Here is a 15,828-nt window from a genome sequence, read left to right as displayed (position 1 = left end):
CCGCGGGGGTCAGGCCCGTCGGGCGGCGAAGGGGAGCTTCAGTGCCAGCGCCACCGCCCCGGCCGTGTCCCCCTCCGGCTCGTCGTCCGGTGCGGCCGGCGCGCCGGCCGCCGCGCCGGAGGACGCCCCGGCTCCCGGGTCGCCGTCCGCACCGCCGCCGTCCGCACGGCCGGCCAGCCGCGCCCGCCAGGCGTCCAGCACCGCCGGATCCGTGGGCCTGGTGCACAGGCTGACCACCACATACGCCACGAGCGAGGTGATCAGCCCGTAGTAGATCGGCTCGTTGGCGAGGACGCCGAGCGAGACCATCAGGCCGACGACGGTCAGTCCGCCGACCGCGACCGAGGCGAGCGCGCCGGCGGCGGTGCCCCGCTTCCACAGCAGCCCGCCGAGGATGGGCACCAACAGGCCGCCGACCAGGACGTTGTAGGCGAGGGTGAGCGCCTCGACGACATTGTTGAGCGCGATCGCGATGACGATGACCGCGAGGCCCATGAGGAGGATGAAGACGCGGTTGCCGCGCACCTCGTCGTGCGCCCCGGCCCCGTCACCGTCCCCGGCCTGCTCCGTGCCGGGCTCCGCCCCGCCGTCGCCGGCCCCGCCCGCGGCGGTGCGCCGCCGCAGCGCGACGGCGCCCTTCACCCGGGACCAGATGTCGTTGTTGGCGACCGTGGCACAGGCGATCAGCGCGCCCGAGGACGTGGACATCACCGCGGACAGCGCCGCCGCCAGCACCAGCCCCCGCACGCCCACCGGCAGCGCGTCCTTGACGATCGTCGCGAAGGCGTCGTCCGGGCTGCCCAGGTGCGGGTAGAGCACCTTGGCCGCGGTGCCGATGACCGCGCCGGCCAGCGCGTAGGCCAGGCAGTACGTACCGGCCGCGGTGCCGCCGAGGCGCGCCACCTTGTCGCCGCGCGCGGTGAACACCCGCTGCCAGATGTCCTGCCCGATCAGCATGCCGAAGGAGTAGATCAGGACGTAGGTGAAGACCGTCTGCCCGCCGATGCCGAGCGGCGCGAAGTAGTCGTGCGGCAGCTGCGCCTTCATCTCGGCGAAGCCGCCCGCCTTGATCACGGCGATGGGCAGCAGGAGCAGCAGCACACCGATCGTCTTGACGACGAACTGGACCATGTCGGTGAGGGTGATCGACCACATCCCGCCGAGCGTGGAGTACGCGACGACGATCGCCCCGCCGAGGACGATCGACAGCGTGCGGTCCATGCCGAAGAGCACGTCGAAGATGGTCGCGTAGGCGATGGTCGAGGTCACCGCCAGCATCAGCGTGTACGCCCACATCACCACGCCGGAGATGATCCCGGCGGAGCCGCCGTAGCGCAGGTCCAGCATCTCGGAGACCGTGTAGACCTTCAGCCGGGCGATCCGCGCCGAGAAGAAGACGCTCAGCGCCAGCAGCCCCAGGCCGATGGTGAAGACCATCCAGGCGCCGGACAGGCCGTACTGGTAGCCGAGCCCCACGCCGCCGATGGTCGAGGCGCCGCCGAGGACGATCGCGGCCATGGTGCCCGAGTACATGACGGGGCCCAGGCGGCGGCCCGCGACCAGGAAGTCGCTCTTGGACTTGGCGCGCCGCATCCCCCACCAGCCCATGGCGAGCATTCCGGCCAAATAGAGCACGATCACCGCATAGTCGACAGCCATGGGCCATCCCTTCCAACTGCGCCGAGGGGGAAATGCGAGGGGATGTGGGGGGTGCGGGGCGAGGGTGTACGGGGTGAGGCGGCGGGCGCCCGGCGAGCGGGGGTCCCGTCCGGGCGCCGCGCCTCGGGGGTTGACCCTAGGAGGCGCGAAGGCGACGCTGAAGTGTACGTTTCCTCCATTCACCACTCCCCGATGTGGATGGTCCGCACATGCCACCCCCTCTGCCGCCGCCGTCCACCCCACCGGTGCCGCTCGCGGCCCTCCTCGCCCGTACGGACCTGGGCCTGCGCCAGCTCGCCGGCCCCCGCGAGGGCGTCGCGATCCACTGGGTGCACACCTCCGAGATGGCCGACCCGGTCCCGTACCTCCTGGGCGGCGAGATGCTGCTGACGGCGGGACTGCATCTGGCCGAGGTGACGAGGGGGGCGGGCGCGACGGGGACGGCGGGCACCGCGGACGCGGGCGGGACAGGGGCAGCAGGTACGGGCGCCCCGGCGGCCACCGCCGCACCGGGTCCCGCCCTCGACCACCCCGCTCTCGACGCGTACCTCGACGGCTACGCCGCCCGTACGGTCGCGGCCGGTGCCGCCGCCCTCGGCTTCGGGATCGCGCCGGTGCACGACACCGTCCCCCAGGCCCTGGTGGCGGCCTGCGACCGGCACGGCCTGCCGCTCGTCGAGGTCCCGGCGGGCACCCCGTTCACCGCCGTCGAGAGCGCCGTGTGGCAGGCGGTCACCCAGGCCCGGCACCGCGAGCTGACCCGCCTCAGCGAGGCCCAGCGGGCGCTGGCCGCGGCCGCCGCCCGCCCCGGCCCCGCCACCGCCGTGCTGCGCGCCCTGGCCCGCCATGTGCACGGCTGGACGGCCCTGCTCGCCCCGGACGGCGCGGAGCACGGCTCCGCCGGCCCGCGCCCCGACGCCGCCGTCCGGGCCGCGGCCGGCCGTCTCGCGCAGGTCGTCGGCGCGGGCGGCCCGTCCTCGGCGACCGACACCCTCCCCGGCACCTCCCTGTCCGCCTACGCCCTGACGGGGCGCGCCCGCGGCAGCCGGGCGCGGGCCCTGGTGGTCGCCGCGGATCCGCACGACCCGCCCGCGCACACCATCGCGGGCGTCGCCGCCGTGCTCCTCTCGCTGATCACCGGCCCGGCCACCGAGCAGGGCCCGGTCGCCGCCGGGCACGCCGCGGCGCTGGTCCGGCTGCTCCTCGGCGCCCGCCCGGCCGAGGTCGCCCCGCTCCTCGGCTCTCCCCTCTGGACCGTCGTCCACGCCGAACGCCGCCGCGACACCACCGAGTCGGCGGCCTCACTGGCCGCCGCCCTGGGCACCCCGCTCGTCGCGCCGGACACCGCCACCACACCGGCCACGGCCACCGGGACACCCTCCGACGGCAGGACGCCACCCCCGGGCGCCAAGAGATCCCCCGGCACCGCGACGCCCTCCGGCACCGAGCCGTCCCCCGGCTCCCGCACCGGGGCGGGCACCGCCCCCGGCTCCGTCCCCGCCCTGCGCGCCCTGGTCCCGGCCGGCCAGGAGATCACCGCGCACCCCGGCTGGACGCTCGGCATCAGCGAGCCCGCCCCGGTCGCGGAACTGCCGGCCGCCGACCGCCATGCCGCCTCCGCCCTGCGCCGCGCCCTCGCGGGCCACGCCGCCCTGGTACGCCACCGCGCCCCCGGCCCCCACAGCATCACCTCCCTCGTCGCCCCCACCGACGCCCGGCAACACGCCCAGGCCCTGCTGGCCCCGCTGGCCGACTCCCCCGCCCTCCTCACCACCCTCCACAACTGGCTCTCCCTGCACGGCAGTTGGGACCGCACCGCGACCGCACTCGGCATCCACCGCAACACCGTCCGCCAGCGCGTCACCCGTATCGCCGGCCTCCTCGACACCGACCTGGACGACCCCGACGTCCGCATGGAGCTGTGGTTCGCGCTGCGCGCACTGGACCGCGGCAGCGGCTCCGTACCGGACTGAGGGCGACGGGACGGGGGCCGGAGGGGGAGTGGGGCACCCGGGCCGCACCGGCACCGACCCCGGCGCAACCGCCCAGAAGGCAAACGCCCGGTCCGCCACCCCTGCGTGGCGGGCCGAGCGTCATCCACCCGATGCGGCCGGTGCCGCGGGGACCGGGCCCCGCGGCACCTCCGGTCCGCGGCCTACTGCCCCTGACGGGCCGCCGCGATCTGCCGCGACATGATCGTCGTCAGCTCGTACGCGGTGTGGGAGGCGGCCACGCAGGTGATCTCCGCGTGGTCGTACGCCGGGGCGACCTCGACGACGTCCGCCGAGACCAGGTTGCAGGACGACAGCCCGCGCACGATCTCCAGCAGCTCGCGGGAGGTGAGGCCGCCGGCCTCGGGGGTGCCGGTGCCGGGGGCGTGCGCCGGGTCCAGGACGTCGATGTCGATGGAGATGTACAGCGGACGGTCGCCGATGCGCTGGCGGAGCTGGTCGGCGACCTCGTCCACCCCGCGGCGCATGACATCCGCCGAGGTGACGATGCCGAAGCCCATCTTCTCGTCCTCGTCGAGGTCCTTCTTGCCGTAGAGCGGGCCGCGGGTGCCGACGTGGGACAGCGCGGAGGTGTCGAGGATGCCCTCCTCGACGGCGCGGCGGAACGGGGTGCCGTGGGTGTACTCGGCGCCGAAGTAGGTGTCCCAGGTGTCCAGGTGGGCGTCGAAGTGCAGCAGCGCGACCGGGCCGTGCTTCTTGGCGACCGAGCGGAGGAGCGGGAGGGCGATGGTGTGGTCGCCGCCCAGGGTCATCATGCGGGCGCCGGAGGCCAGCAGGTCGTCCGCCGCGGCCTCGACCGTCTCCACGGCCTCGTTGATGTTGAACGGGTTGGCGGCGATGTCGCCCGCGTCGGCGACCTGCGCCAGCGCGAACGGGGACGCGTCCTGGGCCGGGTTGTAGGGGCGCAGGAGGCGGGACGCCTCACGGATGGCGTTGCCGCCGAAGCGGGCGCCGGGGCGGTAGGAGACACCGGTGTCGAAGGGGACACCGACGACGGCCACATCGGCCCGGCCGCCGACCTCGTCGAGGCGGGGCAGTCGGGCGAAGGTCGCGGGCCCGGCGTACCGCGGGATGCGGGAGGAGTCGACGGGGCCCACGGGCTCGTTGGATGCGCTGGCTGCGGTGGTCATGAGGCGAGCGTAGGGAGGACGGCGCCCGGGGCACATGGACATTTCCGGAGACGCCGGCCGGCCCGTTCGACATTTCGGCCAGCGACCGCCCTCGGGCCGGCGGCCGGAGCAGCCGCCCCGGCAGCGCCCCGGCAGAGACCGGGCAGCGACCGGAGGCTCCCCTCCGCCGCCCACCCCGCCGTCCGCAACGCGGTGCCCCCGCTCCGGCATCCGCACCCCGGTGTCCGGGCTGCGGGACTCCACCGCCCCGGAAGAGGCGTACGGGCACAATGGGCGCTATGCCGATAGCCTCCGCAGCCGCCGCCCCTTCCCGCGCCGAACTCGTCGACCACCTCGTACGGACCCGGATCGCCGGTGAGGTCGCCACTCCCCGCGAGAACAACCTCTCCCACTACCGCAGACTCGCCAACGGCGAGCGCCACTACTGGTTCGGCCTGGAGTTCGGCGACCGCTGGACGGACGAGCAGGATGTGCTGGCCGTGATGGCGGAGCGCTGCGGGGTCATCGACGACCCGCACCACCGGCAGGGGCAGGACACCATCGACCCCGAGCTGACCGTGGACGCGCTGGACCGGGCGGCCGCGGTGCTGCGCAAGGCGGCCGCCGACGGGCAGCGGGTGCTGTTCGCGACCGGCCACCCGGGCGGACTGCTCGATGTGCACCGGGCGACGGCCGAGGCGCTGCGCGCGGCGGGCTGCGAGATCGTCGTCATCCCGGACGGGCTGCGGGCGGACGACGGCATGGTCTTCCAGTTCGCCGACGTGGCGATGCTGGAGCGCGGCGCGACCCTGTGGCACACCCACTCCCCCGAGCCGATGGCCGCCGTCCTGGACGGCCTGGAGCGCGAGGGCCGCCCGCTGCCGGACCTGGTGGTGGCCGACCACGGCTGGGCGGGCTGCGCCGGCCAGCGCGGCATCGACGCGGTGGGCTTCGCCGACTGCAACGACCCGGCCCTCTTCCTCGCCGAATCCGAGGGCACCCTCCAGGTGACGATCCCCCTGGACGACCACGTCCTGAGCCCGCGCCACTACGACCCGCTGACCGCCTATCTGCTGGACGCGGCGGGGCTTGCCTGAGCGAGCGGGGCCGGGACGGCGCCGTGCCCTGGGCGGTCCTTTGCGGGTCTTTCGTGGTTCCTTCGTGGGTCCTAAGCGGTCCCCAGAGAGCCCGCAGGCGGCTCCTGGGCAGTCCCCGGAGAGTCCCCAGGCGGCTCCTGGGAGACACCGGGCCCTCAAGGAGCCTCAAGGAACCGAAGCAGCACGGCAGCCTCCGCGCGCAGCCGCGCGGCGCGGTCAGCATGCGCTGGTGCGGTCAACTGCGCCGCGGCCTCCAGCCGTTCGGCAGCCTCGGCACGTACGACGTCCACCACACCGCGCTCACTCAGCTCACGCCGCGCCGCTTCGGTGGCACCGGCGCCCACCGGCGCATGCTCAAGAGCCACCCCCCGGAGCCCGGCCTCGTCCACCGGCACCGCCTCCGCGTTGTCCAGCGCGCCAAGCGTGGCACGCAGGGCACTCACCGCAGCCTTGTCACGGGCGCGCATGGCTTCGGGCAGTGCTTGACGCATACGAAGACGCAATGACATGCCGGTGACCTTATGGGCCGCATTCCTGGGCGCACAACGCAATACACGTGGCAGCAGGCCGCCCGTCGTCGTGGCGCTGCACCGGCAAGCACGCGACATGAGAGTCGGTCCCGTTCCTCAGATGGCCCAGGAGTCGGCCGGGTCGTCCAGCCACACCCGCTGCCCCTCCGCGGTGACGGTGAGACCGAACCGGGTGTGGCCCGGCTCGCCCCGGCCGGCCCACCATCGGAGGGCCGCCTCCACTTCGTCCCACAGGCGACGCGGCCCCGACTGGTAGACCGTGGCCCCCGGTTCGCCTTTGCGGAAAACAGTGGCGGCCCATGACCGGCTCGTCAGGTCGAAGAACCACGCCTTCGCGGTTCCGCTGTCCGACCTGTTGACGACGTGGGCACAGCCGGGCACGCACAGCCCCATGACGAACCGTGCGGGCTCGTAGCGGTCCCCCAGGTCCGGCAGAGCAACCGTCGTAAGGGAAACGTCGGCGTCGCCGGGGAAATCCGGGACGTGCTCCCTGAACCGGTTCCAGTCCAAGCGCTGGTCCCGCAGCTTCATGAACTCGACCATGCGCAGGAACGGACCCGACGCGGAGCCGTCCTCCTCCACGGTCAACCGGACAAGTGCGTCCTGGTCGCTGTAGTGGGTGCCCCAGGGGGCAAGGATGACCGCGCCCGGCCGTGACTGCTCCAGCCAGCGCGGCGAAGCAGCTCGCACCCCTGCCGTCACCATCACCCGGTCATACGGTGCCCCGTCCGGCCACCCGTCCCCGCCGTCCCCGTGGACTGCCCTGGGGTGAAGGCCGGCGCGCAGCAACGCTCCCCGGGCCCGACCGGTAACTGCCTCGTCGATCTCGACACTGACCACGTTCCCGCTCCCCAGCCGGTGAGCAAGGAGCCCGGCGTTCCATCCCGTGCCGGTGCCGATTTCGAGCACCCGCGTTCCGTCGCTCACGTCCAGGTCGCGCAGCATCGCGGCCACGACCGACGGCATACTCGCCGAACTGGTCGGCACGGTCCCGGACTCGCTGCCCGTATGCCGTCCGTCGTCCCATTGGGTGACGAGCGGAACGTTCGCATACGCGGGCGACCTTGAACCGGGCGCGAAGCTGCCCTCCACGACGCATCTCAAGGAACGGTTCGACGCCTCCGGCGCCACCGTGCAGAAAGCGCTCCAGCTGCTCAAGGACGAACGCCTGGTCGTGGGTCGCGCCGGAGCGGCGGTGACTGTACGGGAACACCGGCAGCAGACCATGCGCCCCGCTTCGTTCGTGGCACCGGCCGGCGCCGGCGAGCAGTACCGCTGGCTTGCCGAGGCGACGAAGCGCGGCGGTCGGGCGCACAGCGAGCTGCTGGAGGTCACCGAGGTCACGCCGCCCAGTGACGCCGCAGAGGCCCTGGGCCTCCCGGACGGTGGCACAGCGCTGCTCCGCCGCCAGATCCTCTTCATCGACGACGAGCCGGTCGAACTGGTCAAGTCCTACTACCCGCTGGACCTCGCCCGTGGTACCGCGATGACGGAACGCCGCAGGATCAAGGGCGGTACGCCGACTCTCCTGGCCGAGCTGGGTTACCCGCCCCGCCTCAGCGTCGACCGGGTCTCCGCCCGGGTGCCCACTCAGGAGCAGTACGAGGCCCTCCGCCTTCCCGGTAACCTGCCCGTCCTCCGGACCCTGCGAGTCGTCTACAGCGACGGCGAGCGGCCCATCGAGGCCACCATCATGGTCAAAGCGGGCCATCTCCATGAACTCCAGTACGAGTTCACGCCGGAGTGAGGGACCCTAACCCCGCGGCACCCGGATGACCCCCTCCTGGATCACCGAAACCGCCAATTGACCGTCGGAGGTGAAGATCCGCCCCTTCCCCAGCCCGCGCCCCGCCTGGGCAGTGGGCGACTCCTGGTCGTAGAGGAGCCAGTCGTCGGCGCGCAGCGGGCGGTGGAACCACATCGCGTGGTCGAGGCTGGCGCCGACCACGTCGCCGACCGCCCAGCCGCCGCGGCCGTGGGCGAGCAGGATCGAGTCCAGCAGGGTCATGTCGGAGACGTAGGTGACCAGGCAGATGTCGAGCAGGGGGCGGGTGACGGTGTCGCCGCAGTCGGCGCCGTCCGCGAGGGCCTTGTCCAGGTCGCCGTTGGTGCGGAACCAGACCTGGGAGCGGGGCTCGCGCACCTCGCCGACGGTGGCGTAGGGCGGCTCGTCGACGTACCGCAGGTCGATCGCGGCCCGGGCCTCCAGCAGCCGGTCGGCGACGGCCGGGGTGAGGTACCGGCCGGCGTGCCGCGGCAGGATCTCGGCCGGGGTGGGCAGGGTCAGCGGATCCGGTGCCGGCGGCATCGGCTCCTGGTGTTCCAGGCCCTCCTCGTGGACCTGGAAGGAGGCCGAGAGGTGGAAGATCGGCTGACCGTGCTGGACGGCGACGACCCGCCGGGTGGTGAAGGACCGGCCGTCGCGGATCCGGTCGACGGTGTAGACGATGGGGGCACCGGGGTCTCCCGCACGCAGGAAGTACGCGTGCAGGGAGTGCGGCGGCCGGTCGGCGGGGACCGTGCGGCCGGCCGCGACCAGGGCCTGGGCGGCGACCTGGCCGCCGAAGACCCGGGGCACGACCGAGGCGCGGCTCTCACCGCGGAAGATGTCCTGCTCGATCCGCTCCAGGGCGAGCAGATCGAGCAGCGACCTCAGTGCGTCGTTCACGTGCACGGTGCCCTTACGGCCTAGAGGCCCATGGACTTGGCGATGATGGACTTCATGACCTCGCTGGTGCCGCCGTAGATGCGGTTGACGCGGTTGTCGGCGTAGAGGCGGGCGATCGGGTACTCGTTCATGTAGCCGTAGCCGCCGTGCAGCTGGAGGCACTTGTCGATCACACGGTGGGCGACCTCGGTGCAGAACAGCTTGGCGCTCGCGGCCTCGGCCGGGGACAGCTCGCCCGCGTCCAGGGCCTCCAGGGTGCGGTCGGCGACGGCCTGCGCGGCGTCCACCTCGGCCTGGCAGGCGGCCAGCTCGAACTTGGTGTTCTGGAAGGAGGCGACGGTCTTGCCGAAGATCGTGCGCTCCTGCACGTACTCCTTGGCGAACCGGACGGCCGCCGCGGCCTGCGCGTAGGCGCCGAAGGCGATGCCCCAGCGCTCCGAGGCGAGGTTCAGGCCCAGGTAGGAGAAGCCCTTGTTCTCCTCGCCCAGCAGGTCCTCGACCGGGACCTTGACGTCGACGAAGGCCAGTTCGGCGGTGTCGGAGGTCTTCAGGCCGAGCTTGTCCAGCTTGCGGCCGACGGAGTAGCCCTCGCTCTTGGTGTCGACGGCGAAGAGGGAGATGCCGAAGCGGCGGTCGTCCTCCTTCGGCGCGGCGGTGCGGGCGCAGACGATGACGCGGTCGGCGTGCACGCCGCCGGTGATGAAGGTCTTGGCGCCGTTGAGGACGTAGTGCGTGCCGTCCTCGGAGAGCTTCGCGGTGGTCTTCATGCCCGCGAGGTCGGAGCCGGTGCCCGGCTCGGTCATCGCGAGGGCCCACATCTCCTCACCGGAGACGAACTTCGGCAGGAAGCGCTTCTTCTGCTCGTCGGTGGCGAGCATCTTGATGTACGGCAGACCGAGCAGCACATGGACGCCGGAGCCGCCGAAGGAGACACCCGCGCGGGCGGTCTCCTCGTACATCACGGCCTCGAACTTGTACGAGTCGATGCCCGCGCCGCCGAACTCCTCGTCCACGCGGATGCCGAATATGCCCAGCTCGGCGAGCTTGTAGTAGAAGTCGCGCGGCGCCTGGCCCGCGGCGAACCACTCGTCGTACACCGGCACGACCTCGGCCTCGATGAAGGCCCGCAGGGTCTCCCGGAACGCCTCGTGATCCTCGTTGAACACCGTACGGCGCATGCCATGGCCTCCTTAGACCGCCGCGTCTGGCTAAGCGCTTGCTCAGCTTCCTCTGAAGCGAAAGCTACCGGCCAGTCACTAAGGCTGTCCAGAGGCGAACGGAACCGGTGGGCCACGCCACACACCCGCCCCGTACGCGCCACCCGTCCCTGCGGTACGCGCCGCGCCCCGCCCCGTACGCGCTACGCCCCCGGCACACCCACCGCGATCGACTCCCCCGCCGCCGGTTCCCCGCCCGCGGGCTCCCCGGCCACCGCGCCGAAGGCCCCCAGCGCCAGCCGGTGCAGCAGCTCCGCCATCTCCGTGCGGCCCGGCAGGGCGCCCGGCCGGCCGAGGTGCGGGGTGGAGTTGAGCAGGCCGAAGACGGCGTGCACCGCGGCGCGGGCCCGGGACTCGGAGGGGACCGGGTGGACCCGGCGGACCACCGCCACCCACAGCTCGACGTACTGCCGCTGGAGCTGGCGGACCCGCTTGCGGTCGGCCTCCCGCAGCCGGTCCAGCTCCCGGTCGTGCAGGGTGATCAGCGGCCGGTCGTCCAGCGCGAAGTCGATATGGCCGTCGATCAGCGCGTCCAGCACCGCCTCGGGGCTCTCGCCGCCCTCCGCCACCCGCATCCGGCCGCCCTCCAGCAGCCGCTCGCTGATGCCGACGAGCAGTTCGGCGAGCATCGCGTCCTTGCCGGCGAAGTGCCGGTAGAGGCCCGGGCCCGAGATGCCCACGGCCGCCCCTATCTCGTCCACGCCGACGCCGTGGAAGCCGCGCTCCGCGAAGAGCCGGGCGGCCTCCTTGAGGATCTGCTCGCGGCGGCTGGTCGGGGCGGGGGCCTGCGCATTACTCATGCCGTCGATTGTAGACAGCCGGGTTAGTGCTCGTTAACCTGAAGCCACATGTGGTTAACGCCCATTAACCCGGATGGCCCGGCAGCCGCGGACCGCGGCACCGGGACAGTCGACCGAGCAAGGGGGCTCGTACTGATGGAGCAGGCACCGGTGCTGGGGAGTACCGCCGATCCGGCGTCCGACTCCTGGCGGGCCAATGAGGCCGCGCACCGCGAGCTGGCCGCCGAGCTGCGCGAGAAGCTCGCCGCGGCCCGGCTGGGCGGCGGCGAGAAGGCCAGGGCGCGGCACACCGCGCGCGGCAAGCTGCTGCCGCGCGACCGGGTGGACGCCCTGCTGGACCCGGGCTCGCCGTTCCTGGAGCTGGCGCCGCTGGCCGCGGACGGGATGTACGGCGGGGCCGCGCCGGCCGCGGGCGTGATCGCCGGCATCGGCCGGGTCTCCGGCCGCGAGACGGTGATCGTCGCCAACGACGCCACGGTCAAGGGCGGCACCTACTACCCGATGACGGTCAAGAAGCACCTGCGGGCGCAGGAGATCGCCCTGGAGAACCGGCTGCCCTGCCTGTATCTCGTGGACTCCGGCGGCGCCTTCCTGCCGATGCAGGACGAGGTCTTCCCCGACCGGGAGCACTTCGGGCGGATCTTCTACAACCAGGCGCGGATGTCGGGTGCGGGGATTCCGCAGATCGCCGCGGTCCTCGGCTCCTGCACGGCGGGCGGCGCGTACGTCCCGGCGATGAGCGACGAGGCCGTGATCGTCCGCAACCAGGGGACGATCTTCCTGGGCGGGCCGCCGCTGGTGAAGGCCGCCACCGGCGAGGTCGTCACCGCCGAGGAGCTGGGCGGCGGCGAGGTGCACTCCAGGACCTCCGGGGTCACCGACCACCTCGCCGAGGACGACGCGCACGCCCTGCGCCTGGTGCGCACCATCGTCGGCACGCTCGGCGAGCGCGAGCCGCTCCCGTGGAGCGTGCGGACCGTCGAGGAGCCCAAGGCCGACCCGGCCGGGCTCTACGGCATGGTGCCCGCCGACTCCCGTACGCCCTACGACGTCCGCGAGGTGATCGCCCGGCTGGTGGACGGCTCGCGCTTCGCCGAGTTCAAGGCGGAGTACGGCACGACGCTGGTCACCGGCTTCGCGCACCTCCACGGCCACCCGGTCGGCATCGTCGCCAACAACGGCATCCTGTTCTCCGAATCCGCCCAGAAGGGCGCCCACTTCATCGAGCTGTGCGACCAGCGCGGCATCCCGCTGCTGTTCCTGCAGAACATCTCGGGCTTCATGGTGGGCCGCTCCTACGAGGCCGGCGGCATCGCCAAGCACGGCGCGAAGATGGTGACGGCGGTGGCCTGCACCCGCGTGCCCAAGCTGACGGTCGTCATCGGCGGCTCCTACGGGGCGGGCAACTACTCCATGTGCGGCCGGGCCTACTCGCCCCGCTTCCTGTGGATGTGGCCGAACGCCAAGATCTCGGTGATGGGCGGCGAACAGGCCGCCTCCGTCCTCGCCACCGTCAAGCGCGACCAGCTGGAGGCGCACGGCGAACAGTGGAGCGCCGAGGAGGAGGCCGCCTTCAAGGCGCCGGTCCGCGAGCAGTACGAGACCCAGGGCAACGCCTACTACGCGACCGCGCGGCTGTGGGACGACGGCGTGATCGACCCGCTGGAGACCCGGCAGGTGCTGGGGCTGGCGCTGACCGCCTGCGCCAACGCCCCGCTGCCCGAGAAGGACCGCACCGCGCCCGGCTACGGCGTCTTCCGGATGTGAGAGGGATGTCCCCAGCAATGGCCACCAATTTCGACACCGTGCTGATCGCCAACCGCGGCGAGATCGCGGTCCGCGTCATCCGCACGCTGCGCGCCCTCGGCATCCGCTCGGTCGCGGTCTTCAGCGACGCCGACGCCGACGCCCGCCACGTCCGCGAGGCCGACACCGCCGTCCGCATCGGCCCGGCCCCGGCCGCCGAGAGCTACCTGTCCGTGGAACGGCTGCTGGACGCGGCCGCCCGGACCGGCGCCCAGGCGGTCCACCCGGGCTACGGCTTCCTCGCCGAGAACGCCGCCTTCGCCCGGGCCTGCGCGGACGCCGGGCTGGTCTTCATCGGCCCGTCCGCCGACGCCATCGAGCTGATGGGCGACAAGATCCGGGCCAAGGAGACGGTGCGGGAGGCCGGCGTCCCGGTCGTGCCCGGCTCCTCCGGCAGCGGGCTGGACGACGGCCAACTGGCCGCCGCGGCCCGGGAGATCGGCATGCCGGTGCTGCTCAAGCCGTCCGCGGGCGGCGGCGGCAAGGGCATGCGGCTGGTGCGCGACGAGGCGCTGCTGGCCGACGAGATCGCTTCCGCCCGCCGCGAGGCCCGCTCCTCCTTCGGCGACGACACCCTGCTCGTCGAGCGCTGGATCGACCGGCCCCGGCACATCGAGATCCAGGTGCTGGCGGACGGCCACGGCAACGTCATCCACCTCGGCGAGCGCGAGTGCTCCCTCCAGCGCCGCCACCAGAAGGTCATCGAGGAGGCCCCCTCGGTCCTGCTGGACGAGGCGACCCGCGCCGCGATGGGCGAGGCGGCGGTGCAGGCGGCCCGCTCCTGCGGCTACCGCGGCGCCGGCACCGTCGAGTTCATCGTCCCGGGCAAGGACCCGGCCTCCTACTACTTCATGGAGATGAACACCCGCCTCCAGGTCGAGCACCCGGTCACCGAGCTCGTCACCGGCATCGACCTGGTCGAGTGGCAGCTGCGGGTCGCGGCCGGCGAGCACCTGCGCCACGCCCAGGAGGACATCACCCTCACCGGGCACGCCATCGAGGCCCGGATCTGCGCCGAGGACCCGGCCCGGGACTTCCTGCCGACCGGCGGCACCGTGCTGGCCCTGCACGAGGTGCAGGGCGACGGGCTGCGCACGGACTCCGGCCTGTCCCAGGGCGTGGAGGTCGGCAGCCGCTACGACCCGATGCTGTCCAAGGTCATCGCCCACGGCCCGGACCGGGCGAGCGCGCTGCGCCGGCTGCGGGCCGCGCTGGCGGAGACGGTCACCCTCGGCGTGACCACCAACGCCGGTTTCCTGCGGCGGCTGCTGGCCCATCCGGACGTGGTCTCCGGCGAGCTGGACACCGGGCTGGTGGAGCGCGAGGCGGCCGGGCTGGTCGACGCCGCGGTGCCGGACGAGGTGTACGCGGCGGCCGCGGCGGTGCGGCAGGCCGCCCTGGAGCCGGCGGTGGCCGAGGGCGGCTGGCGCGACCCGTTCGCCGCGCCGAACGGCTTCCGCCTCGGCGGCGAGCCCGCGCCCGTCCGCCACTGGCTGCGCGTCCCGGGCCATGACCCCGTCGCCCACGACGCAGCGCCCGGCGGCCCGTCCGGGCAGGTCACCCCGGAGGGCGTACGGGTCACCGTCGACGGGGTGCTGCACAGCTTCCGCCGCAGCGGCGACTGGCTCGGCCGGGACGGCGACTCCTGGCAGGTGACCTCCTACGACCCGGTGGCCGCCGCGCTGCGCGGGGCCGCGGGGGCCCACGGCGCGGACACCCTGGCCGCCCCGATGCCGGGCACCGTCACCGTCGTCAAGGTGGCCGTCGGCGACGAGGTGGCCGCGGGCCAGGGCCTGCTGGTGGTCGAGGCGATGAAGATGGAGCACGTCATCTCCGCGCCGCACGCCGGCACCGTCACCGAACTGGACGTCACCGCCGGCAGCACCGTCGCCATGGACCAGATCCTGGCCGTGCTCACTCCGCACGAGGACCGCGACCAGGCCGCCGCGCCCGCGACGGCGCCCGAGGACGAGCAGGGGAGCGCCCGATGACCGCAGCCGGACTGCCGATGGAGGTCACCGCGGAGGGGCTGCCCACCCGCGTACGGATCCATGAGGTCGGCGCGCGCGACGGCCTGCAGAACGAGCGGACCGTGGTGCCCACGGAGATCAAGGCCGAGTTCATCCGCCGGCTCGTCGGCGCCGGCCTGCCGACCGTCGAGGCCACCAGCTTCGTCCACCCCAAGTGGGTGCCCCAGCTCGCCGACGCGGAGCAGCTGTTCCCGCAGCTGGACGGCATCGATCCGCACCGGCTCCCGGTGCTGGTGCCCAACGAACGCGGCCTGGACCGTGCGCTCGCCCTGGGCGCCCGCCGGATCGCCGTGTTCGGCAGCGCCACCGAGTCCTTCGCCAAGGCCAACCTCAACCGCACGGTCGACGAGGCGCTGGCGATGTTCGCGCCGGTCGTCGCGCGGGCCAAGGACGCCAAGGTGCAGGTCCGCGGCTACCTCTCGATGTGCTTCGGCGACCCCTGGGAGGGCCCGGTGCCCGTCGCCCAGACCGTCCGGGTCTGCCGGGCGCTGCTCGACCTGGGCTGCGACGAGCTGAGCCTGGGCGACACCATCGGCGTGGCCACCCCCGGTCATGTGCAGACCCTGCTGGCCTCCCTCAACGAGGCCGGCGTGGCCACCTCCCGTATCGGCGTGCACTTCCACGACACCTACGGGCAGGCCCTCGCCAACACCTTCGCCGCGCTGCAGCACGGCATCACCACCATCGACGCCTCGGCGGGCGGCCTCGGCGGCTGCCCCTACGCCAAGAGCGCCACCGGCAACCTCGCCACCGAGGACCTCGTGTGGATGCTGCACGGTCTCGGCATCGAGACCGGGGTCGACCTGGACCGACTGGCCGCCACCAGCGTGTGGATGGCGGACGTCCTGGGCCGGCCGAGCCCCTCCCGCACCCTTCGCGCCCTCTCCCACAAGGAGTGAC

13 protein-coding genes are annotated in these 15,828 nt (G+C 73.3%); 6 read left to right on the top strand and 7 right to left on the bottom strand.

What is annotated here, in order from left to right; all coding sequences use genetic code 11:
* Positions 1-9: 9 nt before the first annotated feature.
* The gene (locus AB0411_RS14460) at positions 10-1,659 is read right to left on the bottom strand and encodes a sodium:solute symporter (RefSeq protein WP_366417604.1); all 1,650 of its coding nucleotides are present in this window, start codon (positions 1,657-1,659) and stop codon (positions 10-12) included.
* A gap of 209 nt (positions 1,660-1,868) precedes the next feature.
* On the opposite strand from AB0411_RS14460, the gene AB0411_RS14455 reads away from it, so the two are divergent.
* Positions 1,869-3,632 carry a helix-turn-helix domain-containing protein gene (locus tag AB0411_RS14455; RefSeq protein WP_366417603.1) on the top strand — a complete coding sequence of 588 codons (1,764 nt, stop codon included), beginning with the start codon at positions 1,869-1,871 and terminating at the stop codon, positions 3,630-3,632.
* A gap of 182 nt (positions 3,633-3,814) precedes the next feature.
* On the opposite strand, the gene speB is transcribed toward AB0411_RS14455, so the two are convergent.
* The gene (gene speB, locus AB0411_RS14450) at positions 3,815-4,801 is read right to left on the bottom strand and encodes an agmatinase (RefSeq protein ID WP_260638870.1); all 987 of its coding nucleotides are present in this window, start codon (positions 4,799-4,801) and stop codon (positions 3,815-3,817) included.
* 278 nt (positions 4,802-5,079) lie between these two features.
* Between speB and AB0411_RS14445 the strand changes: the two genes are divergently transcribed.
* On the top strand, positions 5,080-5,877 hold the full coding sequence (locus tag AB0411_RS14445; protein ID WP_366417602.1) for a phosphatase: 798 nt from the start codon (positions 5,080-5,082) through the stop codon (positions 5,875-5,877).
* 155 nt (positions 5,878-6,032) lie between these two features.
* Here the strand turns inward: AB0411_RS14445 and AB0411_RS14440 are convergent, their stop codons facing one another.
* Together AB0411_RS14440 and AB0411_RS14435 are read right to left on the bottom strand one after the other, a co-directional pair.
* Positions 6,033-6,344, bottom strand: coding sequence for a hypothetical protein (locus AB0411_RS14440; protein ID WP_366417813.1), 312 nt, complete (start codon positions 6,342-6,344; stop codon positions 6,033-6,035).
* A gap of 159 nt (positions 6,345-6,503) precedes the next feature.
* Entirely contained in the window at positions 6,504-7,352 is an 849-nt protein-coding gene (locus tag AB0411_RS14435; RefSeq protein ID WP_366417812.1) for a methyltransferase domain-containing protein, read from the bottom strand.
* A 55-nt stretch (positions 7,353-7,407) separates the two neighbouring features.
* Between AB0411_RS14435 and AB0411_RS14430 the strand changes: the two genes are divergently transcribed.
* Positions 7,408-8,154: a GntR family transcriptional regulator gene (locus tag AB0411_RS14430; protein ID WP_366417811.1), complete on the top strand. Its 747-nt coding sequence runs from the start codon at positions 7,408-7,410 to the stop codon at positions 8,152-8,154.
* Between the two features lie 6 nt (positions 8,155-8,160).
* On the opposite strand, the gene AB0411_RS14425 is transcribed toward AB0411_RS14430, so the two are convergent.
* From AB0411_RS14425 to AB0411_RS14415, 3 genes are all read right to left on the bottom strand, one after another.
* Positions 8,161-9,075, bottom strand: a complete 915-nt coding sequence (locus AB0411_RS14425; RefSeq protein ID WP_366417601.1) for an acyl-CoA thioesterase — start codon at positions 9,073-9,075, stop codon at positions 8,161-8,163.
* Positions 9,076-9,095: 20 nt separating this feature from the next.
* Entirely contained in the window at positions 9,096-10,253 is a 1,158-nt protein-coding gene (locus tag AB0411_RS14420) for an acyl-CoA dehydrogenase family protein (RefSeq protein ID WP_366417600.1), read from the bottom strand.
* Positions 10,254-10,435: 182 nt separating this feature from the next.
* Positions 10,436-11,092, bottom strand: a complete 657-nt coding sequence (locus AB0411_RS14415; protein WP_366417599.1) for an SACE_7040 family transcriptional regulator — start codon at positions 11,090-11,092, stop codon at positions 10,436-10,438.
* A gap of 135 nt (positions 11,093-11,227) precedes the next feature.
* On the opposite strand from AB0411_RS14415, the gene AB0411_RS14410 reads away from it, so the two are divergent.
* The 3 genes from AB0411_RS14410 to AB0411_RS14400 are packed head-to-tail and all read left to right on the top strand — an operon-like array spanning position 11,228 to position 15,827.
* Positions 11,228-12,859, top strand: a complete 1,632-nt coding sequence (locus AB0411_RS14410) for a carboxyl transferase domain-containing protein (RefSeq protein ID WP_366417598.1) — start codon at positions 11,228-11,230, stop codon at positions 12,857-12,859.
* Positions 12,860-12,876: 17 nt separating this feature from the next.
* Positions 12,877-14,889: an acetyl/propionyl/methylcrotonyl-CoA carboxylase subunit alpha gene (locus AB0411_RS14405; protein WP_366417597.1), complete on the top strand. Its 2,013-nt coding sequence runs from the start codon at positions 12,877-12,879 to the stop codon at positions 14,887-14,889.
* Positions 14,886-15,827, top strand: coding sequence for a hydroxymethylglutaryl-CoA lyase (locus tag AB0411_RS14400; RefSeq protein ID WP_366417596.1), 942 nt, complete (start codon positions 14,886-14,888; stop codon positions 15,825-15,827). Before AB0411_RS14405 ends, AB0411_RS14400 begins: the two co-directional genes overlap by 4 nt.
* Position 15,828 lies beyond the last annotated feature (1 nt).

This window comes from Streptomyces angustmyceticus (genome assembly GCF_040701845.1).
GTDB classification, from domain to species: domain Bacteria; phylum Actinomycetota; class Actinomycetes; order Streptomycetales; family Streptomycetaceae; genus Streptomyces; species Streptomyces angustmyceticus_A.
This window is presented reverse-complemented; position numbering and strand designations above follow the sequence as displayed.